Source organism: Ruegeria sp. O4, assembly GCF_056535125.1.
In genome coordinates, this window is sequence record NZ_JBQERO010000011.1 from 100578 (window position 1) to 127234 (window position 26657).

Below are 26657 nucleotides of genomic sequence, written 5' to 3' on the forward strand. Positions count from 1 at the left end.
TAACGACACGGCAGGATTGTTAGGTCAGACGCAACACACACTGCCTTCCGGAGCCACAAGATGGACAAGCAAACCGAAATCGAACTTCAGGCTGCCGCCTTTCGTCGGCTGCAAAAGCACCTGATGGAAGACCGCACCGATGTGCAGAACATCGACATGATGAATCTGGCCGGGTTCTGCCGAAACTGCCTGTCACGGTGGTATCAGGAAGCGGCCATTGAAAAAGGCATCGAGATGGGCAAGGACGAGGCCCGAGAACTTTTCTACGGCATGACCATGGATGAATGGAAAGCCAATTATCAAACCGAGGCCAGCGCTGAAAAACAGGCCGCCTTCAAGGTCGCGTTTGAAGAGAATGTAACGAAAAAGGGCTAGGCCCAATACGAAAAAGGCCCGCCAGATTGGCGGGCCTTTTTCTTTAGATCGCCGCCTTGCGGCTTTCGTCCAGATAAATCTCGCGCAAGCGTTTTGCAATCGGCCCCGGCGTACCGTCACCCAGCGCAACTCCGTCGATTTCAACCACCGGCATTACAAAGGCACTGGCCGAGGTGGTGAATGCTTCGTCCGCCTCTTTGGCTTCGTCGATGGTGAACAGACGCTCTTCGATTTCCATCTGCGCCTCAGCCGCCATGCGCAGCACGGCCTTTCGGGTGATGCCGTGCAGGATATCGTTGGACAGCGGGCGGGTGACAATCTTGCCGTTTTTGACGAAATAGGCGTTGTTGCTGGTGCCCTCGGTCACAAAGCCTTCCTCGACCAGCCATGCGTCGTCGCAACCTGCCTTCTTGGCCATCATCTTGCCCATCGACGGGTAGAGCAATTGCACCGTTTTGATGTCGCGGCGGCCCCAGCGGATGTCTTCGATCGAGATGATCTTGGCGCCTTTCCTTGCCGCCGGGCTGTCAGCCAGCCCCGGCTTGTTCTGCGTGAACAGAACGAGGCTGGGCTGGGTATCTGCCGACGGAAACACAAAATCCCGGTCGCCATCGCTGCCGCGCGAAACCTGCAGATAGACCAAACCTTCCTCGATACCGTTCAGCTCAATCAGCTTACGGTGGATTTCCAACAGTTCATCCTTGGTGCAGGGCTCGGCCATCTCCAGCTCGTCCAGCGAGCGCTTCAGACGGACTGAGTGACCTTCGAAGTCGATCAGCTTGCCGTCCAGCACACTGGTGACTTCGTAGACCGCGTCCGCAAACAGGAAGCCACGGTCAAAAATGGAAACCTTGGCCTCGGTCTCCGGCAGATATTCGCCATTTACGTAAACGGTGCGGGTCATGTTCGTCTCCTCAACCCCAAAGTGCGGCCGCAGGCGGGTGCACTCCGGCGTCGTCAAAATCCAGCGGGGTGTCGCGGTCTTCGGCCAACAGAAGCGGGCCGTCAAGGTCCGTTACCATCGCACCCTGCGCCAGCAATGTCGCAGGTGCCATGGCAAGCGAGCTGCCGACCATACATCCCACCATAATGTCATAGCCTTCGGCAATCGCCGCCTTGCGCAACTCCAGCGCCTCGGTCAGGCCTCCGGTCTTGTCGAGTTTGATGTTGATGACATCATATTTGCCCTTCAACTTGGGCAGGCTGGCGCGGTCATGGCAGGATTCGTCAGCACAGACTGGCACCGGGCGCTTCATACCGATCAATGCGTCGTCATCTCCTGCGGGCAATGGCTGTTCCACCAACGCCACGCCCAGCCGCACCAGATGCGGGGCGAGGTCGGCGTAAACTTCGGCCGACCAGCCTTCGTTTGCATCCACAATGATCTTGGAGACCGGAGCACCGGCTCGCACTGCCTCAAGCCGGGGCATATCATCAGGTGTGCCCAGCTTGATCTTCAGAAGCGGGCGATGCGCGTTCCCGGCGGCCTGCGCCTGCATTGCCTCGGGGGTGTCCAACGACAATGTGTAGGCGGTGATCTCGGGGCCGGGCTTGGGCAGACCTGCCAGGTCCCAGGCGCGTTTGCCGGTTCGTTTGCACTCCAGATCCCACAGGGCGCAATCCACGGCGTTCCGCGCGGCACCTGCTGGCAGCAGATCCATCAGCGACCGGCGGGTGACATCCGCGGGCAGACCGGCAATCTCGGCCTCAACGGACTCCAGCGTTTCGTCATAACGCGCATAAGGAACGCATTCGCCCCAGCCCTGATGAGTTCCGTCCGACACCCGAACCGTCAGCACCTTTGCTTCGGTCCGCGACCCGCGCGAGATGGTGAAGACCTGCGCCAGCCGGAACACATCGCGAGAAACCTCAATCTGCACGCACCCGTTCCTTCATCTTTTCCCAAATACTCACGCCGGAGGTGAAACAGCCCCGCCACCGGCGCGTTGTTCAGATCACATTGCGGCCAGCGCGTCCACCAGCTTGCCCGAACCAAAGCGGAACGGGTCGGTCGCAGGCAGGCCCATATCCGCTTCGATCTTGGCCAGGTAGGCGGTCGCCTCAGCCTCGGACATGTGCTGCGTGTTGACCGAAACGCCAACAACCTGACAATCCGGGTTTGCCACTTTGGCCAGTGCCAGCGCGGTGTCGCGCAGGGCTTCCAATGTCGGCAGTTGATAGGTTGGCAAGCCGCGCATATGCGCACGGGTCGGTTCATGGCTCAGGATCAGGGCGTCCGGCTGGCCGCCATGGATCAGTGCCATGGTCACGCCGGAATAGGATACGTGGAACAATGATCCCTGCCCTTCGATCAGATCCCAGTGATCCTCGTCATTGTCCGGTGTCAGCCATTCGACCGAACCAGCCATGAAATCGGCAATGACTGCGTCCAGCGGCACACCGTCACCGGTGATCAGGATGCCGGTCTGGCCGGTCGCGCGGAAGGTCGATTTCATCCCGCGCTCACGCATCTCGGCGTCCATCGCCAGCGCGGTGTACATCTTGCCAACCGAACAGTCTGTTCCGACGGCCAGACACCGCTTGCCCTTGCGTTTGATCCCGTTTGCGATCGGGTAATCGATCTCGGGCACCCGTACATCGTGCAGTTTTCGTCCTGTTGCTTCGGCAACCGCTACCAGGTCGGGCTCATCCCGCAGCAGATTATGCAACCCCGAGGCCAGGTCGAACCCTTCCTCAAGCGCCATAACCAGAACCTTTTTCCAGTCCTGGCTGATCACACCGCCGCGGTTTGCCACGCCGATCACCAGCGTCTTGGCTCCGGCTTCTTTCGCTTCGGTCAGGGTCATGTCAGTCAGGCCCAGATCGGCCTTGCAGCCATCCATTCGATACTGGCCCACGGCGTTTTCCGGACGCCAGTCCTTGATCCCAACAGCCACTTTGGCCGCTAATTGGTCGGGCGCATCGCCCAGGAACAGCAGGTACGGTGTCTCGATCATTGCGGTCACTCCTTTGATTCCGGGGCAGGCTAGAGAAGCGGCAAAACGAGCGCTTCGCGTTTTGGCCCGTCAACCACGACCTATGCGCGAGTTTCTTGTGCAATATTCGCAATATGCGCAAAAATCTTCGAAGTTTTCAAAATGATTAAACTTTAATCGCCCCGGTCGGGCAGTTTTGAAGCCGCTTTCTGCAACCGCATTGCCGCAGATGCACAATCGCTCTTGCGCCGCACCACGCAATTTAATACCTCATTGAGCAGAAAAATCGTAATTTCATTACTCAGACGAGGTCCAGATGAGCTTTCGCATCCAACCTGCCGCACCGGCGCGCCCCAATCGCTGTCAGCTGTTTGGCCCGGGATCGAACACCAAACTGTTCCAGAAGATGGCAGCATCCGCCGCAGATGTGATCAACCTCGATCTTGAAGACTCGGTTGCACCTTCGGACAAGGATGCGGCCCGCGCCAATGTCATCGAAGCACTGAACACCGTGGATTGGGGCAACAAATACATGTCCGTTCGCATCAACGGATTGGACACCCCGTACTGGTATCGCGACGTTGTCGATGTACTGGAACAGGCGGGCGACCGTCTGGATCAGATCATGATCCCCAAAGTCGGCTGCGCGGCGGATGTCTATGCGGTAGACGCACTGGTCACTGCCATTGAACGCGCCAAAGGTCGTGCCAAACCGATCAGCTTCGAGGTTATCATCGAATCCGCAGCTGGCATCGCCCATGTCGAAGAAATCGCGGCCTCCTCGCCCCGTTTGCAGGCTATGAGCCTGGGAGCTGCGGATTTTGCTGCCTCGATGGGGATGCAGACAACCGGCATCGGTGGCACGCAGGAAAATTACTATATGCTGCACGCGGGTGCGAAACACTGGTCCGACCCATGGCATTGGGCACAGGCCGCCATCGTTGCCGCGTGCCGCACCCATGGCGTGCTGCCAGTCGACGGGCCCTTCGGTGATTTCAGCGATGACGAGGGGTACATTGCGCAGGCCAAACGCTCGGCCACGCTGGGCATGGTCGGTAAATGGGCGATCCACCCCAAGCAGATCGCGCTGGCCAATCAGGTGTTCACCCCATCAGAAGAAGCCGTGTCAGAGGCCCGAGAAATTCTCACCGCGATGGAACAGGCCAAAGCCAATGGCGAAGGTGCGACAGTTTACAAAGGACGTCTGGTCGACATCGCGTCGATCAAGCAGGCCGAGGTAATCGTGGCACAGGCCGAACTGATCGCGGCCAACGGCTGAGAACCAAAAAAAGGCGCCTGCCCTGGCGCCTTTTTCAGGTGTTTTCTGGCGTCACCGCCCAAAGACAGCATTCGGCGTCCAGGTGAACCTTTCGCCCTTTTTACCCGACTTCATCATCAGGCAGGATGTTCCAAGCTTCTGGAAATAGATGATCTTGAGCGGGTACCACCCGGCCTTGGGCACTTCGACTTCGGTCCGCTGGTTGGCCTCGCAGCCCTGAATACCCGTGACATAGCCGATATTCTGGCCTCCGACGAATGCTTCTATCCCGTCATTCGACCAGGTTTCCAACTCGTAAACCCCAGGCGAGTCGAACCGCATATATCCCGTAATCTCGGCGGCAACATTGTAAGCTCCGTCGAATGTCATGACATTGTCACCCTGATTGGTGTCCCTGTAATCCAATCCCTGCAACGGTTGCCCAGGCTGTGCTTTGGACAGCATGCTTTTTGCCTGACTCAGATCGCGGATCTTCTTGTGTTGATTGCCCGTGCCAATGTATTTCACATTCAGCCCCGCCTTCGGAGAAGGCTGCGGGTTGGCAGGTTGCAGTTTCAGCGGGGCAGACAAGGCGGCCCCGGCAACCACTGACAAGGCAACTGCGGCCGCCACTGTTCGAACGCGTTTCATCGTAATCTCCCTGTTTGCGTGCCGTTATGGCTGTGCATATCCACTGGCAACGTCATTTCCACGACATTAGGCCGTGAGTTTTCGCCCTGCAAGTGAGTGTGCCTTCACAATTCAAGACGTCACGCCCGTAAATTCTTGGGCGAACCCATAACCACATAGGATGTGATCGAGGTGACATGCGGCAGCGTTCCCAACACCTCGGTATGGAAGGTCTTGTAAGACGGCAGGTCTGCACATTCGACCCGCAGCAAGTATTCGATTGTTCCCGTGATGTTGTGGCACTCAACAACTTCCGGCGCTTGTTGGAGCGCGCGTTCAAACCCCTCCTGCGCGGCCTTCGTATGCTCGCCCAGCCCTACACCGATGTAGGCGACAAAGCCGATACCCATCGCCGCCGGGTCCAGAACTGCGCGATACCCCGTGATCACCCCGGTCTTTTCAAGCTCTTGCACGCGGCGCAGACAAGCAGAAGGGGAAAGGCCCACACGCTCGGCCAGATCCAGATTGCTGATCCGTCCGTCGCGAGATAGCTCTTGCAATATCTGGCGGTTTATCCGGTCATTCTTCATCATTGATTGCACAATTACAGGAAACACGCACAAAAAAGCAATTTCATTTGCCGCAGCGCGGACAATACTTCGCTCCATGACTTATGACATCCTGATGGCCCTGATCGCCTTTGCCTTCGTAACCTCGATCACACCGGGGCCGAACAACCTGATGCTGATGGCTTCGGGGGCGAATTTCGGCTTCCGACGCTCGATCCCGCATATGTTGGGCATTGGGCTTGGCTTTACCTTCATGGTGCTGCTTGTCGGGGCCGGTCTGGTGCAGGTCTTTGACCGGTATCCCGTCAGCTATACGGTGTTGAAAGTCCTGTCGGTGATCTATCTGCTCTATCTGGCCTGGAAGATCGCGCATGCCGCGCCGGCAAACAGCGCCGAAGCCACCGGCGTGCCCATGACATTTCTGCAAGCCGCAGCGTTTCAATGGGTAAACCCAAAAGCCTGGGCCATGGCCCTGACCGCCACCACGGCCTATACACCAGATCGGACGATGTATGCGATTGCCATCGTTGCGTTTGTCTTCGGAGCCGTCAACTTACCGTCCGTCAGCACATGGACCGTTCTGGGACAGCAGATGGCCCGGATGCTGACGAACCCGCGCCGATTGGTCGTATTCAACTGGACAATGGCTGTGCTGCTTGTGGTTTCGCTCTATCCCGTGCTTTGGCCGGGGTGAGTTTCCTCAATGGTCGATTTCAGTGATTGTTTTGCTGGGCATGTCGGGAATGTGCTGGCAAGCAAACGAATCTCTTAATCTGATCAACGGCTTTTGACATGAAAGATGCCGCTTCCGTGTCATCTAGTTGCATCTGAGGCCAGCCAGCGGCATATAGCTAGGAAAATTCACGCAGATGAGGCGTCATGACCCAGTATCTGGATTTCGAAAAACCGCTGGCCGAGATCGAAGGCAAAGCTGAAGAGCTGCGCGCGCTGGCCCGTGCCAACGAAGAAATGGATGTGGCCGAAGAAGCCGCCGCGCTGGATGCCAAAGCCTCCAAGCTGCTGGATGAACTCTATCGCGACCTGACACCCTGGCGGAAGTGCCAGGTGGCGCGTCACCCGGAACGCCCGCATTGCAAGGATTACGTGGACGCATTGTTCACCGAGTTCACACCGCTGGCTGGTGACCGGAACTTTGCCGACGATCTGGCCGTTATCGGTGGTCTTGCGCGCTTTAACGATCAGCCGGTGATGGTGATCGGCCACGAAAAGGGCAGCGATACCAAGTCGCGGATCGAACGCAATTTCGGGATGGCCCGCCCCGAGGGCTATCGCAAGGCCGTGCGCCTGATGGAGATGGCGGGGCGTTTTGGCCTGCCCGTCATTACCCTGATCGACACCGCTGGTGCCTATCCTGGCAAAGGAGCCGAGGAGCGCGGTCAATCCGAGGCGATTGCCCGGTCGACCGAGATGTGCCTGAAAATCGGCGTGCCGCTGGTTTCGGTCATCATCGGCGAAGGCGGCTCGGGCGGCGCTGTGGCGTTTGCGACCGCTAACCGTGTGGCGATGCTGGAGCATTCGGTCTATTCGGTGATCTCGCCAGAAGGCTGCGCATCGATCCTGTGGAAAGATGCCGAAAAGATGCGTGAAGCGGCCGAGGCGCTGCGTTTAACCGCTCAGGATTTACACAAGCTGGGCGTATGTGACCGGATCATCCCGGAACCCAAGGGTGGCGCACATCGCGATCGCCCGTCTACGGTTGAGTCGGTGCGCGCGGCCATCACCGCCATGTTGGCGGAATTGGACGGCAAGGATGGGGCGGCCCTGATAAAAGACCGCCGTCAGAAATTCCTTGATATCGGGTCGAAAGGGCTGGCGGCGTAACCGTCAGCCACCCAACCTGCGCAGCAAAGCAACCGAAGGCTCACCTGTCACGGGCAGACCGTTGGCGCTTTGATAAGCGCTGATGGCTGTGGTGGTGTTGTTTCCGATCACGCCATCTGCGCCTTGCGTGTCATACCCCGCAGATGTCAGGCGGCGCTGCAATTCCTTGCGGTCGTCCAGCGTCAGCCCACTTGCGTCCGGCCCAAACGAGGCCTGAAACGGCGCGCCGCCCGCGATCCTGTCCGCCAGATGACCGACACCAATCGCGTAGCTGTCCGAGTTGTTGTAGCGTTTGATCACCTGGAAATTGCGGAACACGGCGATGCGGGGGCCAGGTTTTTGCGGCTGCAATACGGCCACCGAAGTACCGGAAACGGTTCCGGCCTCTCCGCCCCAGGGTTGGCCCCGCACCCAACCTGCACGCGAAAGATAAGCAGCGGTCGAAGCCAGCGAATCTGTCGGATCATCTGACCAGATGTCGCGCCGCCCGTCGCCGGTGAAATCCACGGCATAGGCAAGATACGAGGTCGGAATGAACTGCGTGTGCCCCATCGCCCCGGCCCAACTGCCGGTCATGTTGGCAGGCGTGGTATCGCCGTTCTGGAGGATCTTCATCGCCGCGATCAGCTGGCTTTCAAAGAACTGCCCGCGCCGGCCATCATAAGCCAGCGTAGACAGCGCCGATACAACGGGCACATCACCGCGGCGCGCGCCATAGCGGCTTTCCAGCCCCCAGACGGCCACGACGATTTCCTTATCAACGCCATATTGCGCCTCGATCCGCGACAGAGTGCCGTTATGTTGCCGCAGCATCTGCTGGCCGGTGCTGATCCGCTCGTCCGACGCCGCGATGGCTAGGTAATCTTCGAGGCTGCGCTTGAATTCGACCTGATTTCGATCGCGTTCGATTACGTCGGGCAAATACCCGGCCCCCTGAAAGGCGCGGTCAACGGTTGTCCGGGAAATCCCCTGCGACACTGCCCTGCCCTTGAAACCGGCAACCCAGGCATCCCACCCGGCATTGGGAACAGCCCGCATCCGGGTTGCAGGCGTGCCGGACGGAGCGGCACCGCCCGTGCAGGCGGCCAAAAGCGTTGATCCGAGGCAAATGGAAAAGGTCCGGCGAGTGATCATGGTTTGGGTCTGCTCTTGTTTGTGATTTGCCGCAAGAGTAACCCAGCCGGGTTGCACAGGCCAGAACAGTGACACCTTGGAAGGGCGCTTTGACGATGTCGGCAGGAAGCCGCTCAGCTGACCAGCAAACGCAGCCCTTGTGTCACATCCGAGCGCACTGCCAGCCGCAATCCCGGCTCGTCCCCGGCCTTAAGCGCGGCGATGATCAGCTTGTGGTAATGTGGCGGCTCTGCGCGTCTGAGGCGTCCGTAAAGAGCCCGCATCGTCGGCCCAAGCTGCAGCCAGACAGTTTCGGCAATGGCCAGCATCGCAGGAGCCTGAGCGCGCAGATACAGGGTTCTGTGAAATTCCAGGTTCGAACGGATATAGCCAACCGCATCCCGTTTGGTCACCATCTCGGCAACTGTCATGTTGATGCTCTGCAACCTATCGATCAGGGCCATGTGTGCCCTGGGCAAGGCCCGGCTTGCCAGTTCGACCTCAAGCAAGGCGCGCAAGGCAGCCAGTTCCTCAATCCGGTCATTCGTCAGCTCCGGGGTCGATACCCGGCCCGATGTAGACAGGAACAATGCCCCTTCTGCGGCCAGGCGGCGCACCGCCTCTCGCGCCGGGGTCATTGAGACGCCGAACTCCTTGCCGATGCCCCGCAGGGTCAGGGCCTGCCCCGGTGCCATCTCACCATGCATGATCCGGGATCGCAGTGCCCGGTACACCCGGTCATGTGTTGCGGTCTGGGTTTCGGAAGGGCGCGCGGTCAACATATGCTCATGTGATCACAAAAAGGCGCCACGTCAACTCGGCTCGGTATCAAATCTGTAGCGATGCAACTCGGACCCGTTGTCGCGCAACCAGCGGCGGGGCGGCTTATACGGGCCAAATATCTTTTCGACCTGCGCCCAGAAGGCAGGTGAGTGGTTCATCTCGGCAAGATGTGCCACCTCATGCGCCGCAACATAGTGCAACACATCAGGAGGCGCCAGAATAAGGCGCCACGAAAACATCAATCCGCCATGCGAGCTGCACGACCCCCAACGCGACCGCGTGTCACGCAGGCTGAGTGTCGTGTACGAACGCCCCAGCATGGCTGCATAATCATCACAGGCTCCGGTCAACCGGTCCCGCGCCAGTTCCTTCAGGAACCGGCCCAACCTGCGGGCCTCGGCTCCTGTGGGCACGGCAACCTCATCTGCATTCAGCAGAACCCGCCGCCCGGTTGCAGGAACGATTCGGCGCGCTTTCCCTTCGATCGGGATCACTTGCCCAAACTGCACGGTGGTCATATCGGGCCGACCCTGAAGATGCTGCCGGATCCACCCTTCTTTGGTGCGCGCAAAACTCAAGGCCTCAGATTCCGGCACGCCATTCGGGTAAGTCAACGTGACGCGCCCATCCAGCTGGGAGATTCGCAGGCTGATACGCCGCGCCCGGGCCGATTTGCGCAATCTCAGTGGCACCGGCGGTGTCCCTGGCAATGCGTGCTCTCCCATATCGCGACCTCTCTTGCGCAAAGACTTTGACAGTGCCCTCTGCCTGTGGCAGGTGAGCTGAATCATTTAGACGACTCACCTGATATCAAGGGGATTTGACATGCCCAAGGAAGAATGGGGCGTAAAGCGTGTTTGCCCGACAACCGGTAAGCGGTTTTACGACCTGAACAAGGACCCGATCATCAGCCCCTACACTGGCGAGATCGTGGAGCTTGAAACATCCAAAAGCCGTATGATCTCGGCGGATGCAGAAGACGCAGCTTCGGTCAAAGCACGTGAAAACACGGCGGATGACGATCTGGTTCTGGACGATGATGACAACGTCGACGTGGATTTGGATGACGATCTGCTGGACGATGATGATGACGACAATGATGATGTTTCTCTGGACGACATCACCGACATGTCATCAGACGACGACAACTGACCAAGTAAAAGGCGATCCCCAGGGTCGCCTTTTTCACCTGAGGAGCAGCCCGGGTGAAAATTCGCGCCCGATTCAAACTTTGGACTTGCACTCGCTGCCGCTGTCTCCTAAACGTCCGTCCACCGTACCGATGGTACAATGATGGGGCCTTAGCTCAGTTGGGAGAGCGCTTGCATGGCATGCAAGAGGTCAGGGGTTCGACTCCCCTAGGCTCCACCAAAACCTAACAATACAACCAGATAGCAAGCATTAGAGCGGTGTGACACACAGGTGTGACACAAAATGAAGCTGTATGCATATCTCTCTCTGTCCCGACACGGCATCTACTACTTCCGTTGGCCCTTGCCCGACACAAGACCAAGCACCAAATGTCGGGCAGTGCATTGATCTGTCGCCCACCAGCCCCGGAAAACATCATTCCAACGGATCAGAGGCCGACGATGCACTAACAATCAAACTGGACCAGTCAGATGAGGCTGTTCACTATCAACAGCGGCCTCGTGATCACCAAACATAAACTGGCTAAACTGGTTGTTTGCGAGTGCGCCTTTGCTAAGTAGCTTACTCAAACCCCCCACAACGAGCTTCGCCGATAGCGTCATGGTGAGGTCCATAGCAACCCTCTGCACCATGGCCATGCCAGTCACCGTGGTGATGCCTGTCCGTGCATGCGGCCATAGCTATGAGTATAGCCAAAAACGCCACCGTTCCCCGGGTTGCTTTTATGCTGAAGCTCTGACCCATTTGCGAAGCACTTTGCCAACAACTTGGCAAACTACGCTTTGACACATGTCAACACTCAACCACAGCGTCGCCCAAATCACTGCAGTTAGGGGTTTAGTACGAAGGACCTTCTCGTGTTGCTGTCTAGGAAAAGGGGAAGCTTCAATCAATTGTCCGAACAAAAAACTGGTCGTGATCCGAAAAACCAAAGGGCTGGCGTTGTCATGCTTGGTCTGCTGCAGTAGCGTCCTGAACCATGGTCATCCGACGATACTCAATTGTGCTACTAGTCAGCGTTCTGGTCACCCTGACCGGTTTTGGCACCGTTGTTCATGCGCTATCAGATGGCTGCATCGGCCTTCACTGTGAAAGCCACATGCAATCAACAGAACACGCTTCCGTGGCTAAAAATAGCATCGATAAGTCGTCCCCAAACAGCCACCATGACCCGGACAGTTCAGGAACCGGCGAGTGTAATCCCTCTATCTGCCAAGCCATTGTTTTGCTCGCCCAGAACGGAGAAGCCGCGCAGGATCAACGTGAAATTGATCCAGAGTTTCAGATTGGAACTCAAGCCAAGCCGATTGAACCGGATAACCCATACAAGCCCCCTGACCTTTGAAGCAGCGTAAATCCTTGCGAACATCTGCGACCTGCGCGTGCCGCTGTTCGCAGTGAATCGCAGCACTACCAGCTTCCAAAAGTCAGGATCAACTCATGAGAAAAAGTCTCTTATTCATCGGCGCAGGCACCGTCGCAGCCGTCGCCGCTTTCATAACCCTTCGGCCCGGCCCAATCGAAGAGGCCACATCGCCAGAGACAGGCACAGGCGGCGCCATAGTCGCAATTCAGATGCCGCCAATCGAGGGCAACGCAGTAATCGGTCAGCGTGTCTTTGATGTCTCTTGCGCTGCTTGCCACGGCGTCAATGCGGTCGGTGTAGAAGGCGCGGGACCGCCTCTGATCCACAAGATATACGAGCCCAGCCACCACGCTGACGAAGCCTTTCAGAGGGCGGTTTCACAAGGTGTAAGAAGCCATCATTGGCAGTTTGGTGACATGCCGCCGGTCGAGGGATTGACGCGAGGTGACGTTGCCATGGTGATCGCGTACATTCGTGAAATTCAACGTGCCAACGGAATAAATTGAGGACAGGACCATGAAAAAGATCGTAACTCTCGTAATCATGGCTGCTATTCCCAGCGGGGTACTGGCGCATTCCAAGGCCGAAGAAACGACACCTGCCAATGGGGCGACTGTAACCTCTGTGCCCGCTGAAATTGGCCTCAGCTTCACCAAGGACATCCGGCTGACGCGGATAGAGATGGCCCATGAAGAACACTCGGCAGTAAGCCTAGATTTGGGGGACCAGACAAGTTTTAGTCAGGAGTTCACGATCCCACTGCCGGGCAATGGAACCGGCACCTATGTCATCGAGTGGCGTGGTTTAGGTAAAGACGGCCATGCGATGCAGGGCGAGTTTTCCTTTTCCGTGGAATGAGCATGCCAGACATTTGGGGAGTTGTCGCAATCCTCGCAAAGCTGGTGCTCTACATCGGCTTTGCTGGGTCCACCGGGCTTGTCGCCGTTAAGTGCCTTTATTCCGAACTAGTCGCGCCGGTAAGCCTTGCGATGAAGCGCCAAGCCTTGGTCTTGGCGTGGCTTTCCCTCGCAGCAACGGTATTTGGTTTCATGCTCCGAGGAGCCGCCTTAACGGGCGGAGTTGACGGCATGGTCGATCCAGAGATGCTTGGCTTGCTTTGGCAGACCTCCGTAGGCGACGTACTTGCTTATCGCCTTTCAGGCGCAGTTTTGATCCTTGTGGGACTGTCTGTTCCTCGCTTTGGTCTATGGATCGCGCTGTTGGGTGGCACATTGGCCATTTGGTCCTTTGCACAGATCGGACATGTGCCGGAACTGGAGAGTGTTGGCGTCCAACTCTTGCTGCTGTTGCACCTGCTGTGTGTGGCCTTTTGGGTGGGTATATTTGGCCCGCTGCGGAGTATGGCTCTCATGCCTGAACACCTGACAGATGCAGCAGTGTTAGGGCACAGGTTTGGACAGGCTGCTGCACTTATTGTGCCAACGCTAGTCGCGGCGGGTCTGTGGATGGCTTGGTTGCTTGTCGGCAATCTCCAAGGGCTCTTGTTCACTGGCTACGGGCAGGCGCTGTTGATCAAGGTGTTTCTTGTGGCACTGCTGTTGATCCTCGCCGCTGCCAACAAGCTCCGATTTGTTCCGGCCATGCAAAGTGGAGAGGCAATAGCAGCGCAACGCCTCGCCCGATCCATCGAGGTTGAGGCAATAATCGTATTAGTGGTGCTGGCGACAACGGCGACACTCACGAGCGTACTAACGCTTCCGAGTTAAGGTAGGTAGAGATGAACAATCACCTTTGCGCACTGGCTATATGCAGCATTGGTACGAGCCTTGCTGCAGATCATGAGTTGATAGATAGAGACCTAGCGAATGGGCAGGAACTCTACGCAGTGCACTGTGCCTCATGCCATGGAGTGAATCTGGAAGGACAACCTGACTGGCAAACACCCAACGATGACGGGGTGTTGCCCGCGCCACCACATGACGTGACAGGGCACACTTGGCACCACGACAACCAGCTACTGTTCGAGTACACCAGACTAGGTGGGGCAGACGCATTGGCAGCACGCGGCATTAAAGACTTCAACATTGGTATGCCGGGTTTCGAGGGCACGCTGACTAACGAAGATATTTTGGACGTGTTGGGTTACATACGCTCCACATGGCCCGACGATGTTCAGCAAATGCAGGCCAGCCGCAACCTTCCCCACCAGTAAAAGACAGCTGGCCTCGTAAAGGTTTGGACGTACACAGTACACCGTAGCGGGTTGTGCAACATCAAGTGTGACTTAAAGAGAAGCCACAGTGCAAACAAGAAATCTACAATAGTATTTACGATCAGTGTATCAGGCGTTCGGCGGCGTTTCCCGCAGGCTCCACCATATCCAAACAAAAAAACAGAGGGCAAACACTGGAGCGGCGTGGCACACAGGTGCGACCCAAAATGAAGCTGCATACTTATCTCTCACTTTTCAGACACAGCGTTGAACGATTAAGGTCGGCACCTTGGCGATATCCATCGAGCCTATGTTCCCGGCATATGGAAAGATGGGGTTACTCGACCCGAGAAAGCAGCAGAAAAACAGGTAAGAGGTCGTCGAACAATTCTATAGTTCTTTCAATGAGGTTTGGTTCGATTGCAAAGGCGGGATTTCCCAGATCCATCCAGACGGTAAAGCCTTTGCGGCGCAATGCTTCATCATTTGGATGATCTTTGTCAAAACCGGAGGGAACACGTTTCAATTCAGGATCCCCGACCCGGAATCCACGCTTTCGCATCTCAGCGGCAAGCTGTATCATCTCTGCCCCTTTGGGGCCTGCCATCTCTGTTCGAAAGGCATCCAACGCTTCCTTTTCGTACTGAAACACCCCGCAGCCAAGCGCCAGATCATCGGGTGAGAGCCCAAAGAACCACATCGGTGGCTGATCCGCATTCCCGTCAGGGATAAACGCAATATGCAGGTGTGCGTTGTAAGGTGTTTTGTCCTTGGAAAATCGGACATCCCGATGAATCCGAAAAATCTTGCTGCTGTGGTTCTGGCCAGTCAGATCAAGCAATGCATCCGCCATGTTATCCGCGAAGTGCCTGCTGGCCTCCTTCAAATGGGTCTCGTAAATTGCTTTGTTGGCTGCAAACCATTCCTTCGTGTTATTGGCCCGCAAGTGCCTGAGAAAACCAAGCGCTGCGGGTGAGAAACTGTCAAATTTGGCCATTGATTTCTCCGTTCAGTCTTTCGCGGGAAGGGCTGCGGCGTGTTCGAGACAAAGGTGTAACCAGCGCAGCAAAGCGGCGTCATCGCAATCACTCTCATCCACGCGGATAAAACCACCCAGTTTGCGTGCACCGTGAATCACTTCCTGAGCCGCAGGGTCCGCCAGCGCAATGCTTTCGTTGTCCTTGCCCACCCGGAACATGAAACGGCCCAGCCCGTCGTTATGCCGCCGCGCCCCGCACAGCATGTTGCCGTTCAAGAAAAAGCAATTGCCACCCATCATGCGCTTTTCTGAAATGCCCACATGCGCGGCCAAAGCGTCACGAATGCGTGCGTTGAGGGTTTCATCCACCGGCATCAGCTGGATGCCTCAGGCTGCCGGTGGATCGACGGCGTGAACGAAACATATTCGACGAAGTTTCCATGTGACCGCATTACGCGCAAGAGCCTGTTGCCCCCATCCCATAACGGATGGATACCCGCCCTGGACCGACGCAGGCCAAAAGCAGTCGCCAGTGGAACGGTTACCCAGACCAATACCGCCGCAATAACCTGCACGATGTGCGAATATTGTTCCATCTGCGCCCTCCTTTCAGGCAGTTCTCAGGGTCTCATGCTTTCATAAGTGATCAATGCAAAGCGGGCACCTTGCGGGTCGTTCAGCGTGGCCATGCGCCCGACACCCGGCATATCCATCGCGGGTTGAAGAACTGTGGCGCCTTTGGCTTCGGCCTTTGCAACACTCGCATCCAGGTCGGCCACTGTGAAGAAGATCGTCCAGCTTCCACGCTCTTCCGGCATTGGTGAAAAGCCTCCGATAGCGGTCTCGCCCACAACTGCGGCCGAATAACTTGACCCATCCTGCATCGGCATATCGCTGATCGTCCAGCCCAGCACATCCTGATAAAAGGATTTGGCCTTGCTCTGATCCGGCCCGGAATGCCCGATCCATCCTGAATTTCCGACAGCCGTCATCTCAAGTATACTCATGGGTACCTCCGTTGGTTACGCCCGCCACATACGGGTCTGACCCAAGGACGTATGAGGAGTGTGTTTTCCTACAGGCCCTCCAATTCTTCTTTGCTAATTTTGATTTTTTCGTTGATCACGTCGCATTCCAACGCGGTGGGAGAAAGCGCCAACACGGTTTCAAAGGCGGAAATGGCGTCTTTATGATCCCCCGCTTCTTGCAAAAGGCCACCTCGCATCGCGTGAAACCAACGATAGTTGGACAGCTCCTGTGACAGAGGATCCATTGCCTTCAAAGCATATTGTGCGCCGTGTAGCTTGGCCTGTGCGGCAATCTGGTTGAGCCGGATCACAGGTGTCGGCTGCAATGCGTAAAGGGCGGCGTAGTGGCTTTCGATTAACGCCCAGTTGGTTTCTTCGGACGAGGTTGAACAGGCATGTGCCTGGGCGATTGCAGCCTGGATGACATAGACCCCGCGGTGGCCAATCCGCTGGGCTTTTTGCAACAGGGATGTAGCCTCAGCGATATTCGAGCGATCCCAAAGATCGCGGTTCTGATCGTCGAGTGCGACGAGCTTGCCTTCCGCGTCAATCCGGGCCCGGCGCCGGGCGTGTTGAAACAACAACAGCGCCAGCAATGCGGCCTGCTCGCCCATTGCAGGGAACAATGCGGCAAGAAGGCGGGCAAGCCGGATCGCTTCTTTGCACAGCGTGAGCTTGATTTGCTGCGGCCCGGCCGAGGTCGACCACCCTTCGCTGAACATCAGATAAACCATTGTCGAGACTTCGCCCAACCGGGCTTGTCTTTCAGCCGGGCTTGGCGTTTCAAAGGCGACCGGGTTATTTGCTATTTTCTTTTTGGCGCGGGTAATGCGCTGTTCCATGGTCTTGGACTTGACCAGAAATCCGCTGGCGATCTCATCGACGCTCAGCCCCGCGACCACCCGCAAGGCGATGGCGATCTGATCCCGCCGGTCCAGTTCCGGGTGACAACAGATGAACAGCAAGCGCAGGACATCATCCCGCATCTCGTCAGGGTCGGGTGTTTCCGCCGGCATCGGTTGAAACTCCTCTGCGTGGCGCGACAGGATTGCCGCGCGCCGCCGGGATTTGCGTAAATCATCCAGACCCGCATTCCGGGCCGTGGCCAGAAGCCATGCCAATGGATCACGAGGCGCCCCGTCCTGAGGCCAAACCGCCAAGGCTTTCAGGCAGGCGTCGGCAAAGGCCTCCTCTGCGGTGTCCAGATCCCGAAAAGCCCGCGTCAGGGCAGCAATGGCGCGCGGGCGTTGTTCAGCAAATGTGGCCTCCAGCCAGTCTGACATGATCTATTCCGACGATATGGCACCCCCGGCCCAGGCCACAGGCCGAACTTCCAGCCGCGCGACCGGTGAAGAGATCAGTTTTGCATGTTCCAACGCTTCTTCAAGATCTTTGAAATCAGCGGCGTAAAACCCAAGGAAGTTTTCCTTGGTCTCGGAAAACGGGCCATCGGTGATCAGGGGGGCAGCACCTTCGGACGCCGCCGGTTCGACCATTACCGCTGACGTTGGCGGCATCAGTTTTATCGACACAAACTCTCCGCGTTCCGACAAAACCGCTTGCAGGGCGCGATGGCCTGACATCACTTCGTCCTGGCGATCTTTCGGCAATGCCTCGAACACGCCCGGTTCCCCATAAATTGTGATTGCGTAGATCATTTTCGCCTCCATGCGTTGGTCGCATTGTGCAAGGACGCGCGACGCCATGCAAATCCGACAACACGCAGAGCCGACAGATTGCCCAGACCGCTTTTGTCTAAAAACCCAGCAGTCCGGGCTTCCATTGCCATCCAGATAACAGGTCGGGGGATTTCAAAAACCGGAGCAAAACCGGTACCTTGAAAACCGGTTCCCAGAAAAATGGCTAAATGGTAGGCTGCGAGACTATGGAAAGCCGGCCAAATCGTCGATTAGCAGCCATCTTAGCCGCCGATATCGCAGGCTATTCAAGATTGGTTGGCTTGGATGAAGAAGGCACCATCGACAAGCTGCGCCGGATCCGCGCTGAAGTTATCGAGCCCTTGATCGCCGGGTATTCAGGGCGCATTGCGAACACAGCCGGTGATAGTTTTCTGATCGAATTCCCCAGCGCAGTCGATGCGGTTCGCGCTGCAGTCGAGATACAGGCCGAACTGTCGAAAAGAAACTCGGATACCGAACCTGATCGCGCAATCGTTTTTCGGATCGGTTTGAATGTCGGCGATGTCGTCTCGAACGCCGATGACATCCTGGGTGATGGTGTCAACGTTGCCGCACGGCTTGAGGCGCTGGCAGAACCCGGGGGGATTATCGCCTCGCAGGCGATTGTCGGATACGCGCGCAACAAGGTGCCCTTCGCCTTTACGCCAATTGGCCCGCAATCCGTCAAGAATATCGCGGACCCCATTGAGGCGTTCCGCGTCGAAACAGATGCGTTGACCCCGGCGGTAAAGCAAAAAACGAAGAAAGCGCCGCGTTTAATGAAGCTAGCTGCAATCCTGATCGTGTTGGGCGCGACCGGGTATATCGGGACAAAGACATGGGAAAAGGGTCAGTTGCGCGCTTCTGAAGCACAGATGGCTTACCCTCTGCCGGACCTGCCCTCGATCGCCGTGCTTCCCTTGACGAATTTCACCAGCGACGCGTCCAACAAGATGTTGATAGATGGCGTTTCCGAGGATCTGATAACGGACTTGTCCCGCATATCAGGGTTATTTGTCATCGCCGGAAACACATCCTTTGCATTTCAGGACCGCGACATTGATGTGGCAGGTTTTGCCGAGAAACTGGGCGTTCGCTATGTCGTTGATGGAAGCCTTAGACGTAGCGGAGAAGGTTTTCGGGTCAACATCCGCCTGACGGACACGTTGAACGGCAGATTGATCTGGGCGGAACGTTTCGACGGTGAAATCGATGAGATCTTCGACCTGCAAAACAACATTGTACTGGCGATTGCGCGCGAGTTGGATGTCCCGCTCGACACGCAAAGCCGGATTGCTATCGAAAACATAGAGACTGAAAAGATCGAGGCGCGCGAAGCGTTCCAGCGCGGGTGGGCGCTTTATTCACGCTTCAATGAACAGGACAATCTGGCCGCAATTCCGCATTTTGAGCGGGCTGTCGAGTTGGACCCGAATTATGCGCGCGCCTGGGCGATGTTAGCTATGGTACATTTGCGACCGCACATCTTCCACCACTGGTCAGGCTTTGCGAATGCTGAAGAGCAGATGCATATCGGGCTGTTCTATAAATACTACCGTGAACTGACGCATCAGGACACCTCGCTTATCCACGTCATCAGGGCAATAGTCGCTCTCAACCTTCCGGACTGGGACAGCGCCGAGGGTGTAAGTCGGGGAACAGAAGAAGCGAGACAAGAAGCCGCGAAAGCCATTGCCCTGCAACCAAGCGACCCTGAAGCGCATGTGACAATGGGATGGGCCTTGATCGCGGGTGGCGAGCCAGAAGAAGGGCTGGCATTTGTACAGGCTGCAATGCGCCTCGACCCGGAATACCCCAGCCACTACGCGCTATTTCAAGGTGCTGCGCTGTTTGCGATGAATGATCTGAAAGGTGCAGAGGCCGTTATTAGGTCTGAGCTGGACCGAAACCCGCAGGCAGTTGAGTTGATGCCATTTGCAGCGTCGGTTCTGGCCTTGAATGGCGATCGAAGCAGCGCGCGTGCAATGATCGAACAATGGCAGAATGGAAAAAACGAGAAGGTTCTGGGCGAAGCGGTGCGCGATTATTTCTTTATCGTGCGATGGATCGGCGAGCATCAGCATTTGAACAATCGCTTGAAAAACGGCCTTCAATTGGCCGCGCTTCCGCCGAGCACGACAGTTGCGAGCCTCAAAGATGATCTGATGCGCGGAGATGCCAAGGAACAACGTGACGCGGCTCAGTCTTTGGCGCTCTTTGGAGCTGACGCAGCCCCAGCCGTTCCGGAACTGATCATGCTGTTGGGCAGCCCTTCGGTTTTTGTCAGAAAAGAAGCCGCCAACGCATTGGGTGAAATCGGCGGGAAAGCATCCCCCGCTTTGCCTGCATTGGAAGCAGCCGCAGACGGGTCTTTGTCGGGTAGATTTGCCGCCCGAGCCATTGAACAGATACGCGGAGCCTCACAATAACGACGACTTTGGGCGTATTCGATCCCTTGGCTCCTGCTTTTTCTGGAGAGTGTTGGCTGGAAACGCGGGCAGGTATCCTTCGTCCCGGTGACCGCAGCCTCACGCAAGTGTTCTGAACGCATTCAGACTTTCGCTGAAATGCTCGATGAACTCCAGTGTTATCAAAGACGGCTGCTTCAGAACCGGGCGTACCAGCGAAAGTGTATGCGGCAAAAACGGCTTGAATGGCCTGTAGCTTAGCCCCCGGTCTGTGTAATGGACAGCGTCCAGTTCGCTGACGATTGAGACACCAACGCCTTTTATGGCCAATTCACATGCCGCCGTGAATTGCCGGACTTCGATATGAGAGTTGAGTGTAACATTGGCCTGCTGAAATGCCTTCGATAGCCGTCCGAAAAAGTCGCTGTCGCGCCGCGTATGTATGATGTTCTCATCTGCAAGATCGGATGGCGTCACCTCCGAGAGGTTCTCAAGCGCGTGATTTTTCGGGAATACGCAAACCGTGCGCACATCGACATTTCTGCTTTCGACCCCCGGATGACCGTTGAAGCCATCGGTGATTCCAAAGTCGTATTGTTCGCCAACCATCCATTCCAATATCCGTTCCGGCCTGTCCGGTTCGATCGTCATGGTGACACCTGGCCGGTCTTTCAGAAAACTTGCCACAACATCCGGCAGATGGCTGGTGGCGAAACCGGGCAGGCAGGCGACGCGGATATGCCCGGCTTTACGCTGTGTGATATTCTGACTCGCGTCCGATATCTGCTTCATTAATTCCAGGACACGGTCCACGCTGGGTTGCAGATAGCGAACTTCCTGGGTTGGCACCAATCGCCCTTTGCGGCGATCAAAAAGTTGAAATCCAAACGATTTTTCAAGATCCGACAGCAACCTGCTGACAGCTGGTTGGCTCACCCCCAAATCGGCGGCCGCTGCTGTGACCGAACCATTGGTGGTCACCGCCATGAGTGCTTCCAATTGCCGAATTCTCAAAGTTTGTCTCATTGCAGACCCAGTTCCGCTTTTTCATTCACGATCTATAACATTGCATTATGTTTTTTGCCAATAAGTAGGGCTTGAATTATATTTCTGTAACGGTAACGTCGTGAAATCGTCATGTGTGTCGAATACGCGTTGCAGTCGGTACTCAACGAAGCATCAAACCTGATGCATGGGAGGAATCATGAAAAAGAATTTGCTTGGCGCTCTTGCCGTTACAACTGCCTTGTCCCCCTTGGCGGCAATGGCACAAACCGAAGTTCAATTCTGGCATGCCTTTACCGGCCGCCTTGGCGAACTTGTCAAAGCGCAGGTTGAAGAATTCAACGCCGGTCAGGATGAGTTTGTCGTGGTCGAAAGCCACAAGGGCAACTATTCAGAAACCCTGAACGCTGGCATTGCCGCTTTCCGTGCTGGCGAACAGCCACACATCCTGATGGTTTTCGAGGTTGGCACCGCAACGATGATGTCAGCAAAAGGCGCGATCAAGCCGGTCTACGAAGTCATGGCTGAAAGTGGCGCGTCTTTTGATCCCGATGCCTATATCGGCGCGGTGAAGGGTTACTACACCACCACCGACGGTGATATGTTGTCGCTGCCGTTCAACTCGTCCACGCCGGTCTTGTGGGTCAACCGCGACGCCATGCAGGCGGCAGGTGTTGATCCTGATACTGACCTGTCAACTTGGGAAAAAGTCGGCGATGTGCTGGAGCAACTCAAAGCCGGAGGCGAGGACTGCCCGCTGGTGACGGCATGGCAAAGCTGGATTCACCTGGAAAACCTGTCAGCCTATCACAACGTTCCGTTTGCATCGCAGGACAATGGTTTTGCCGGTCTGGACACAGAACTGATGCTGAACGGCCCGGTACAGGTCGCGCACCTGAGCGCCATGGGTGACTGGGCCAAGGATGGGAAATTCATCTATACCGGTCGCAGAAATGAAGGCGGCGCAAACTTCAGGGCCGGAGAATGTGCCTTGTTCACCGAAAGCTCGGCCGGGTATGCCGGGATCAAAGCCGAGGCCGAGTTCGACTTTGATGTGCGCCCGCTGCCGTATTGGGAAGCGGTCACAAGCGAGCCTCAAAACACCATCATCGGCGGTGCATCCCTATGGGTGATGGAAGGTCATGATCCCGAAGAATACAAAGGCGTTGGCGAGTTCCTTAGCTTCTTGTCCTCGTCCGACGTTCAGGCGGCATGGCACCAGAATACCGGCTATCTTCCGATTACCGCAGAAGCCGGTGAAGCGACTCGTGCGGCCGGTTTCTATGATGAAAACCCGGGCACCGATATCGCTGTGATCCAGATGACCGCGAAAGAGCCGACAGCAAATTCGAAAGGTCTGCGTCTGGGATCGTTCGATCAAATTCGCGGTATAATCGATGAGGAGCTTGAGGCCATCTGGTCCGGTGAGAAAACTGCCCAGGAAGCCATGGACAGCGCAAAAGAACGCGGTGACGCGCTTCTGCGCAGGTTCGAATCGGCGAATCAATAAACCTCTGAAATCCGGTGCGGGCTCGGCAGAGCCCGCATCCACTTTTCCCGGCGGGTCATCAGGATGGAAAAACGCGTCACATTCCGCGGCTGGCTGTTGCCATTGGCGCTGATCGCCCCACAGGTCGTCATTTCTGCCGTATTCTTCTTTTATCCCGCTGCACAAGCTGTGTGGCAGTCGCTGTTCATCCCAGATCCGTTCGGGTTGTCGTCCAAGTTCGTCGGTCTGGGCAATTTTGAATTTCTGCTAAGCGACAAGTTTTATCGCGCATCCTTTGTAACCACGGCCGTGTTTTCGACGCTTGTTACGCTCTGCTCCATGATCCCGGCCCTGTTTCTGGCAGTCATTGCAGATCGGCTGATCAAAGGATCCGGAGCTTATCGGACGCTGCTGATTTGGCCTTATGCAGTCGCACCGGCGGTTGCGGGTGTGCTATGGCTGTTCATGTTCAACACGCGCGTCGGTGTCGTGTCGTGGTATCTTGGACAGCTGGGCTATGACTGGAACCACGTCTTGAATGGCACCGAGGCGATGGGGCTTGTGGTCGTCGCTTCGGCCTGGGGGCGCATCAGTTATAACTTTTTGTTCTTCTTCGCCGCACTCCAGTCGGTTCCGCGGTCGGTCATCGAGGCCGCAGCGATCGATGGCGCACGGTTCTGGCGCAGGTTTTTCACGATTGTCCTGCCGTTGCTGTCACCGACAGCGTTTTTCCTGCTTGTAGTGAATGTGGTCTATGCGTTCTTTGAAACTTTCGGCGTAATCCACACAATCACCGGTGGCGGTCCGCAGCAGGCCACGACCATTCTGGTTTACAAAGTCTTTTCAGACGGGTTCGTCGGTCAGGATCTGGGCTCGTCTTCGGCGCAATCGGTCATTTTGCTGATTGTCGTCGGCCTGCTGACCGTCATTCAGTTCAAGTACGTGGAAAAGAGGGTGCATTACTGATGGCAGCCCAACAGCACGGAATGGTCGAAAAGCGCGGAGCAGGTATCTGGCTGACACATGCCCTGATGATCCTTGGCGTCCTGGTCATCTTCTTTCCGATTTGGCTGGCGTTTGTCGCCTCAACCGTTACCCAGCCGGAAGTTGTATCACCACCCATGCCGCTTTTGCCGGGTGATCAGTTCTGGGAGAACTACAAGGCAGCCCTGTTTTCCGGCGTGAATGTCCCCGTCGCAACGATGCTGTTCAACAGCCTTGTGATGGCCATCGGGATCGCAGTGGGCAAGATCGTCATTTCACTGCTGTCGGCATTTGCAATCGTCTATTTCCGCTTTCCCGGTCGAACAACGTTCTTTTGGCTGATCTTCCTGACCCTTATGTTGCCGGTCGAAGTGCGCATCGTTCCGACATTTGAGGTCGTGGCCGGGTTCGGCATGCTCAACAGCTATTACGGGCTGATCTTTCCGCTGATCGCCTCGGCCACGGCGACCTTCCTGTTCCGTCAGTTCTTTCTGACAATCCCGGACGAGCTTGCCGAAGCTGCGCGTGTGGATGGTGCCCGGCCTATGCGGTTTTTCATCGATATCGTCGTACCGATGAGCCGGACAAACATCGCGGCACTGTTCGTCATCCTGTTTATCTATGGGTGGAACCAGTATCTGTGGCCGCTGCTTATCACCACCGACCCTGAAATGAACACCATTGTGATGGGCATCAAGCAGATGTTCCCGTCTGGCGATGATGTAGCTGATTGGCCGGTCATCATGGCAACCTCCATTCTGGCGATGATCCCGCCGGTCATCGTGGTGGTGTCGATGCAAAAGCTTTTTGTCCGCGGCCTTGTCGATAGCGAGAAATAGAAAATGGCAACAGTAACCCTGGAGAATGTCAAAAAGAGCTTTGGCCCGACAGATGTCATACATGGCATCGACATCCACATCGAAGATGGCGAGTTCATTGTCATCGTTGGCCCTTCGGGCTGCGGAAAATCCACGCTGTTGCGGATGGTGGCAGGGCTTGAGACCGTGACCGCGGGTGAAATCCGGATTGGTGCGGAACGGGCCAACGAAAAAGAGCCGATGGATCGCGACATTGCCATGGTGTTCCAGAACTATGCGCTCTACCCGCATATGTCGGTCCGGCAGAACATGGGTTATGGCCTTAAGATCGCAGGGTTGCCCAAGGCTCAGATCGATCAAAAAGTGACCGAGGCGGCCAGGCTATTGCAGCTTGAACCATTGCTGGATCGCAAACCCAGGCAACTGTCAGGCGGCCAACGACAGAGAGTGGCTATGGGTCGCGCGATTGTCCGCGAACCTGCTGTGTTCCTGTTTGACGAGCCTCTTTCGAACCTGGATGCCAAGCTTCGCGTGCAGATGCGGCTTGAGATTCGTGAGCTTCAGGAAAAACTGGGGATCACGTCGCTTTATGTAACCCACGATCAGGTTGAAGCCATGACAATGGCCGACAGGATGATCGTCATGAACGGCGGTATCGCCGAACAGGTAGGCACACCGCTAGAGGTATACGAAACACCAAGAACCCTGTTTGCGGCGCAGTTCATCGGCAGCCCCGCGATGAATGTCTTTGAGGCCCAACGCGAAAACGGAACCGTCATGATTGGTGGGGTCGCGGTTGGTTCGTCGCAGGGCCCTGATATTGCCTTCAAGCTGGGGGTACGACCCGAGCATCTATTGCTGGATGACAATGGCCCGATTGAGGCTACGATTCAGATGGCAGAGCCACTGGGGGCAAACACGCTGTTGCACGGTCAACTGACCGGCTTGGGCGATCCGATCACGATCAGCCTTCCGGGTGTGCACCCGATCGAAGGCCGACATCCGAACATGCGGTTTTCTGTGTCCTCAGACCATATGCATCTGTTTGACCGATCCACCGGTGAAAGGCTGGAAGGCTGATGGCATTCCCACAGGTCGAGGCTTTCCGGGGGGGCGACAACCTGATCCGCATCGTAGGCCACCGGGGTGCGCGAGGCGTATTGCCTGAAAACAGCATGATTGGTTTTGACTTTTCGCTGTCCATTGGCGTGCCGCTGCTGGAGTTTGATGTTGTCCTCACGGCTGACGACATCCCCGTCATAACCCATAATCACCGGCTGCACGCCCCCAGTTTTCGCGATGCTGACGGCCAGTTTTTGACCGGGGAAGAGCCGAAGGTTTCAACTCTGACGTTTGAGCAGATTCAGAAGTTCGATATCGGGCGGTTGGATGGGAATTCTGCCTATGGTCGGCGATTTCCAGATCAGGCGCTAATAGATGGCGTTCGCGTTCCAAGACTGCTTGACCTGCTGGATCTGGTGAGTGACCCCCAACATAGCGATGCCTGTCTGATGCTCGAGCTGAAATCGGACCCCGATTTGGCCCATGACGCGCGCTACAGAGAGAAGTTTGTCAGTCTTGTCCTGCAAGAGGTTCGTTCCAAGGCCCTGTCGTCGCGTGTGGTGCTGCACAGTTTCGACTGGAATCTGTTAGAAGAATGTCAGCGGCAAGCGCCGGATATACCATCTTCTTATCTGACCCAGCTTCCCGAAAACGCCGAGGATGTAGGGGAGGATTCGTCCAAGGCAGTCTGCCCGGATTTTCGCGGCCGCGAAGGCGATATTCCGCGATTGGTCAAGCAAGCGGGTGGCTCACTGTGGTGCCCGTATTATGCGGATGTAACTGCTGAAAACGTCGAACTGGCCAAGGATTTGGACCTTTGCGTTGCGGTCTGGACGGTCAATGACCCTGAAGATATTGCCAGGATGATCGACCTGCGTGTGGATGCCATTGTTTCTGATTATCCGGGTCGGGTTCAAAGGCACTTGTCTGACCGGGGTATGAGCTGGCGTTAAACCGCCCTAAAGGCCGGGGCTGAATGCCTCGTCCTTCAGTTTCTTAAATTTCCTT

At 56.5% G+C, this 26657-nt stretch carries 31 protein-coding genes and 1 tRNA gene; 17 read left to right on the forward strand and 15 right to left on the reverse strand.

All coding sequences use genetic code 11. The annotated features are described in order from the left end of the window. Positions 1 to 60: 60 nt before the first annotated feature. Positions 61 to 375: a DUF1244 domain-containing protein gene (locus tag ACR0J7_RS13600; RefSeq protein ID WP_480900351.1), complete on the forward strand. Its 315-nt coding sequence runs from the start codon at positions 61 to 63 to the stop codon at positions 373 to 375. 43 nt (positions 376 to 418) lie between these two features. Here the strand turns inward: ACR0J7_RS13600 and ACR0J7_RS13605 are convergent, their stop codons facing one another. The 3 genes from ACR0J7_RS13605 to dgcN all read right to left on the reverse strand — a co-directional run bounded on the left by ACR0J7_RS13605 (position 419) and on the right by dgcN (position 3332). Next, the gene (locus ACR0J7_RS13605; RefSeq protein ID WP_480914590.1) at positions 419 to 1279 is read right to left on the reverse strand and encodes a D-amino-acid transaminase; all 861 of its coding nucleotides are present in this window, start codon (positions 1277 to 1279) and stop codon (positions 419 to 421) included. Positions 1280 to 1289: 10 nt separating this feature from the next. Next, positions 1290 to 2255 carry an N-acetyl-D-Glu racemase DgcA gene (dgcA, locus tag ACR0J7_RS13610; RefSeq protein WP_480911259.1) on the reverse strand — a complete coding sequence of 322 codons (966 nt, stop codon included), beginning with the start codon at positions 2253 to 2255 and terminating at the stop codon, positions 1290 to 1292. Positions 2256 to 2330: 75 nt separating this feature from the next. Then, entirely contained in the window at positions 2331 to 3332 is a 1002-nt protein-coding gene (gene dgcN, locus ACR0J7_RS13615; protein WP_480586519.1) for an N-acetyltransferase DgcN, read from the reverse strand. Between the two features lie 295 nt (positions 3333 to 3627). Here dgcN and ACR0J7_RS13620 point away from each other — a divergent pair, with 295 nt between their 5' ends. After that, positions 3628 to 4590 carry an L-malyl-CoA/beta-methylmalyl-CoA lyase gene (locus ACR0J7_RS13620; RefSeq protein ID WP_480900350.1) on the forward strand — a complete coding sequence of 321 codons (963 nt, stop codon included), beginning with the start codon at positions 3628 to 3630 and terminating at the stop codon, positions 4588 to 4590. Between the two features lie 51 nt (positions 4591 to 4641). On the opposite strand, the gene ACR0J7_RS13625 is transcribed toward ACR0J7_RS13620, so the two are convergent. Both ACR0J7_RS13625 and ACR0J7_RS13630 read right to left on the reverse strand, forming a co-directional pair. Beyond that, complete coding sequence (locus ACR0J7_RS13625; protein ID WP_480487229.1) at positions 4642 to 5220, reverse strand: PA14 domain-containing protein; 579 nt, start codon at positions 5218 to 5220, stop codon at positions 4642 to 4644. Positions 5221 to 5339: 119 nt separating this feature from the next. Beyond that, a complete protein-coding gene (locus ACR0J7_RS13630) occupies positions 5340 to 5792 on the reverse strand; it encodes an Lrp/AsnC family transcriptional regulator (RefSeq protein ID WP_480774195.1) in 453 nt (150 codons plus the stop codon). Between the two features lie 73 nt (positions 5793 to 5865). Between ACR0J7_RS13630 and ACR0J7_RS13635 the strand changes: the two genes are divergently transcribed. Together ACR0J7_RS13635 and ACR0J7_RS13640 are read left to right on the forward strand one after the other, a co-directional pair. Further along, on the forward strand, positions 5866 to 6462 hold the full coding sequence (locus ACR0J7_RS13635) for a LysE family translocator (protein WP_267366163.1): 597 nt from the start codon (positions 5866 to 5868) through the stop codon (positions 6460 to 6462). Positions 6463 to 6647: 185 nt separating this feature from the next. Then, positions 6648 to 7610, forward strand: coding sequence for an acetyl-CoA carboxylase carboxyltransferase subunit alpha (locus ACR0J7_RS13640; RefSeq protein ID WP_267366162.1), 963 nt, complete (start codon positions 6648 to 6650; stop codon positions 7608 to 7610). A 3-nt stretch (positions 7611 to 7613) separates the two neighbouring features. Here ACR0J7_RS13640 and ACR0J7_RS13645 read toward each other — a convergent pair whose 3' ends face one another. The 3 genes from ACR0J7_RS13645 to ACR0J7_RS13655 all read right to left on the reverse strand — a co-directional run bounded on the left by ACR0J7_RS13645 (position 7614) and on the right by ACR0J7_RS13655 (position 10231). Then, on the reverse strand, positions 7614 to 8744 hold the full coding sequence (locus ACR0J7_RS13645; RefSeq protein WP_480914593.1) for a lytic murein transglycosylase: 1131 nt from the start codon (positions 8742 to 8744) through the stop codon (positions 7614 to 7616). A 113-nt stretch (positions 8745 to 8857) separates the two neighbouring features. Then, positions 8858 to 9505, reverse strand: coding sequence for a GntR family transcriptional regulator (locus ACR0J7_RS13650; RefSeq protein WP_480473964.1), 648 nt, complete (start codon positions 9503 to 9505; stop codon positions 8858 to 8860). Positions 9506 to 9535: 30 nt separating this feature from the next. Beyond that, positions 9536 to 10231: a M48 family metallopeptidase gene (locus tag ACR0J7_RS13655; protein WP_480914595.1), complete on the reverse strand. Its 696-nt coding sequence runs from the start codon at positions 10229 to 10231 to the stop codon at positions 9536 to 9538. A gap of 100 nt (positions 10232 to 10331) precedes the next feature. On the opposite strand from ACR0J7_RS13655, the gene ACR0J7_RS13660 reads away from it, so the two are divergent. From ACR0J7_RS13660 to ACR0J7_RS13690, 7 genes are all read left to right on the forward strand, one after another. Further along, complete coding sequence (locus tag ACR0J7_RS13660; RefSeq protein WP_267366159.1) at positions 10332 to 10658, forward strand: TIGR02300 family protein; 327 nt, start codon at positions 10332 to 10334, stop codon at positions 10656 to 10658. 143 nt (positions 10659 to 10801) lie between these two features. Next, a tRNA-Ala gene (locus tag ACR0J7_RS13665) sits at positions 10802 to 10877 on the forward strand. Positions 10878 to 11661: 784 nt separating this feature from the next. Continuing rightward, a complete protein-coding gene (locus ACR0J7_RS13670) occupies positions 11662 to 12003 on the forward strand; it encodes a hypothetical protein (protein ID WP_480473967.1) in 342 nt (113 codons plus the stop codon). 95 nt (positions 12004 to 12098) lie between these two features. Continuing rightward, complete coding sequence (locus ACR0J7_RS13675) at positions 12099 to 12530, forward strand: c-type cytochrome (RefSeq protein WP_480483822.1); 432 nt, start codon at positions 12099 to 12101, stop codon at positions 12528 to 12530. A 10-nt stretch (positions 12531 to 12540) separates the two neighbouring features. Further along, a complete protein-coding gene (locus ACR0J7_RS13680; RefSeq protein ID WP_480559583.1) occupies positions 12541 to 12882 on the forward strand; it encodes a copper resistance CopC family protein in 342 nt (113 codons plus the stop codon). After that, entirely contained in the window at positions 12879 to 13751 is an 873-nt protein-coding gene (locus ACR0J7_RS13685) for a copper resistance D family protein (RefSeq protein WP_480914597.1), read from the forward strand. Before ACR0J7_RS13680 ends, ACR0J7_RS13685 begins: the two co-directional genes overlap by 4 nt. 11 nt (positions 13752 to 13762) lie before the next feature. After that, positions 13763 to 14197, forward strand: a complete 435-nt coding sequence (locus tag ACR0J7_RS13690; RefSeq protein ID WP_480914599.1) for a c-type cytochrome — start codon at positions 13763 to 13765, stop codon at positions 14195 to 14197. 337 nt (positions 14198 to 14534) lie between these two features. Here the strand turns inward: ACR0J7_RS13690 and ACR0J7_RS13695 are convergent, their stop codons facing one another. The 6 genes from ACR0J7_RS13695 to ACR0J7_RS13720 all read right to left on the reverse strand — a co-directional run bounded on the left by ACR0J7_RS13695 (position 14535) and on the right by ACR0J7_RS13720 (position 17862). Then, positions 14535 to 15194, reverse strand: coding sequence for a DUF2461 domain-containing protein (locus ACR0J7_RS13695; protein WP_480900339.1), 660 nt, complete (start codon positions 15192 to 15194; stop codon positions 14535 to 14537). 12 nt (positions 15195 to 15206) lie between these two features. Next, entirely contained in the window at positions 15207 to 15551 is a 345-nt protein-coding gene (locus ACR0J7_RS13700) for a TfoX/Sxy family protein (RefSeq protein ID WP_480900337.1), read from the reverse strand. After that, positions 15551 to 15772, reverse strand: coding sequence for an MAPEG family protein (locus ACR0J7_RS13705; RefSeq protein WP_480483828.1), 222 nt, complete (start codon positions 15770 to 15772; stop codon positions 15551 to 15553). Before ACR0J7_RS13705 ends, ACR0J7_RS13700 begins: the two co-directional genes overlap by 1 nt. A gap of 24 nt (positions 15773 to 15796) precedes the next feature. Further along, a complete protein-coding gene (locus ACR0J7_RS13710) occupies positions 15797 to 16183 on the reverse strand; it encodes a VOC family protein (RefSeq protein WP_480900336.1) in 387 nt (128 codons plus the stop codon). A 68-nt stretch (positions 16184 to 16251) separates the two neighbouring features. Further along, positions 16252 to 17487, reverse strand: coding sequence for an RNA polymerase sigma factor (locus ACR0J7_RS13715; protein ID WP_480487247.1), 1236 nt, complete (start codon positions 17485 to 17487; stop codon positions 16252 to 16254). A gap of 3 nt (positions 17488 to 17490) precedes the next feature. Beyond that, the gene (locus ACR0J7_RS13720) at positions 17491 to 17862 is read right to left on the reverse strand and encodes a YciI family protein (RefSeq protein WP_480483831.1); all 372 of its coding nucleotides are present in this window, start codon (positions 17860 to 17862) and stop codon (positions 17491 to 17493) included. 227 nt (positions 17863 to 18089) lie between these two features. Between ACR0J7_RS13720 and ACR0J7_RS13725 the strand changes: the two genes are divergently transcribed. Further along, a complete protein-coding gene (locus ACR0J7_RS13725) occupies positions 18090 to 20312 on the forward strand; it encodes a HEAT repeat domain-containing protein (protein ID WP_480914602.1) in 2223 nt (740 codons plus the stop codon). A 99-nt stretch (positions 20313 to 20411) separates the two neighbouring features. Here the strand turns inward: ACR0J7_RS13725 and ACR0J7_RS13730 are convergent, their stop codons facing one another. Then, the gene (locus tag ACR0J7_RS13730) at positions 20412 to 21317 is read right to left on the reverse strand and encodes a LysR substrate-binding domain-containing protein (RefSeq protein WP_209598847.1); all 906 of its coding nucleotides are present in this window, start codon (positions 21315 to 21317) and stop codon (positions 20412 to 20414) included. Between the two features lie 178 nt (positions 21318 to 21495). Between ACR0J7_RS13730 and ugpB the strand changes: the two genes are divergently transcribed. The 5 genes from ugpB (at position 21496) to ACR0J7_RS13755 (ending at position 26602) form a co-directional block, all read left to right on the forward strand. Then, entirely contained in the window at positions 21496 to 22806 is a 1311-nt protein-coding gene (gene ugpB / locus ACR0J7_RS13735; protein WP_480914603.1) for a sn-glycerol-3-phosphate ABC transporter substrate-binding protein UgpB, read from the forward strand. A 63-nt stretch (positions 22807 to 22869) separates the two neighbouring features. Then, positions 22870 to 23751 (forward strand): sn-glycerol-3-phosphate ABC transporter permease UgpA, encoded by an 882-nt coding sequence (gene ugpA / locus ACR0J7_RS13740; protein ID WP_209505975.1) that lies wholly within the window; start codon positions 22870 to 22872, stop codon positions 23749 to 23751. A 20-nt stretch (positions 23752 to 23771) separates the two neighbouring features. Beyond that, entirely contained in the window at positions 23772 to 24608 is an 837-nt protein-coding gene (gene ugpE / locus ACR0J7_RS13745) for a sn-glycerol-3-phosphate ABC transporter permease UgpE (RefSeq protein WP_267365578.1), read from the forward strand. Between the two features lie 3 nt (positions 24609 to 24611). Then, positions 24612 to 25667, forward strand: a complete 1056-nt coding sequence (gene ugpC, locus ACR0J7_RS13750) for a sn-glycerol-3-phosphate ABC transporter ATP-binding protein UgpC (RefSeq protein WP_480900330.1) — start codon at positions 24612 to 24614, stop codon at positions 25665 to 25667. Further along, the gene (locus ACR0J7_RS13755) at positions 25667 to 26602 is read left to right on the forward strand and encodes a glycerophosphodiester phosphodiesterase family protein (protein WP_480911244.1); all 936 of its coding nucleotides are present in this window, start codon (positions 25667 to 25669) and stop codon (positions 26600 to 26602) included. The genes ugpC and ACR0J7_RS13755 overlap by 1 nt, the downstream gene beginning before the upstream one ends. The last annotated feature ends 55 nt before the right edge of the window (positions 26603 to 26657 follow it).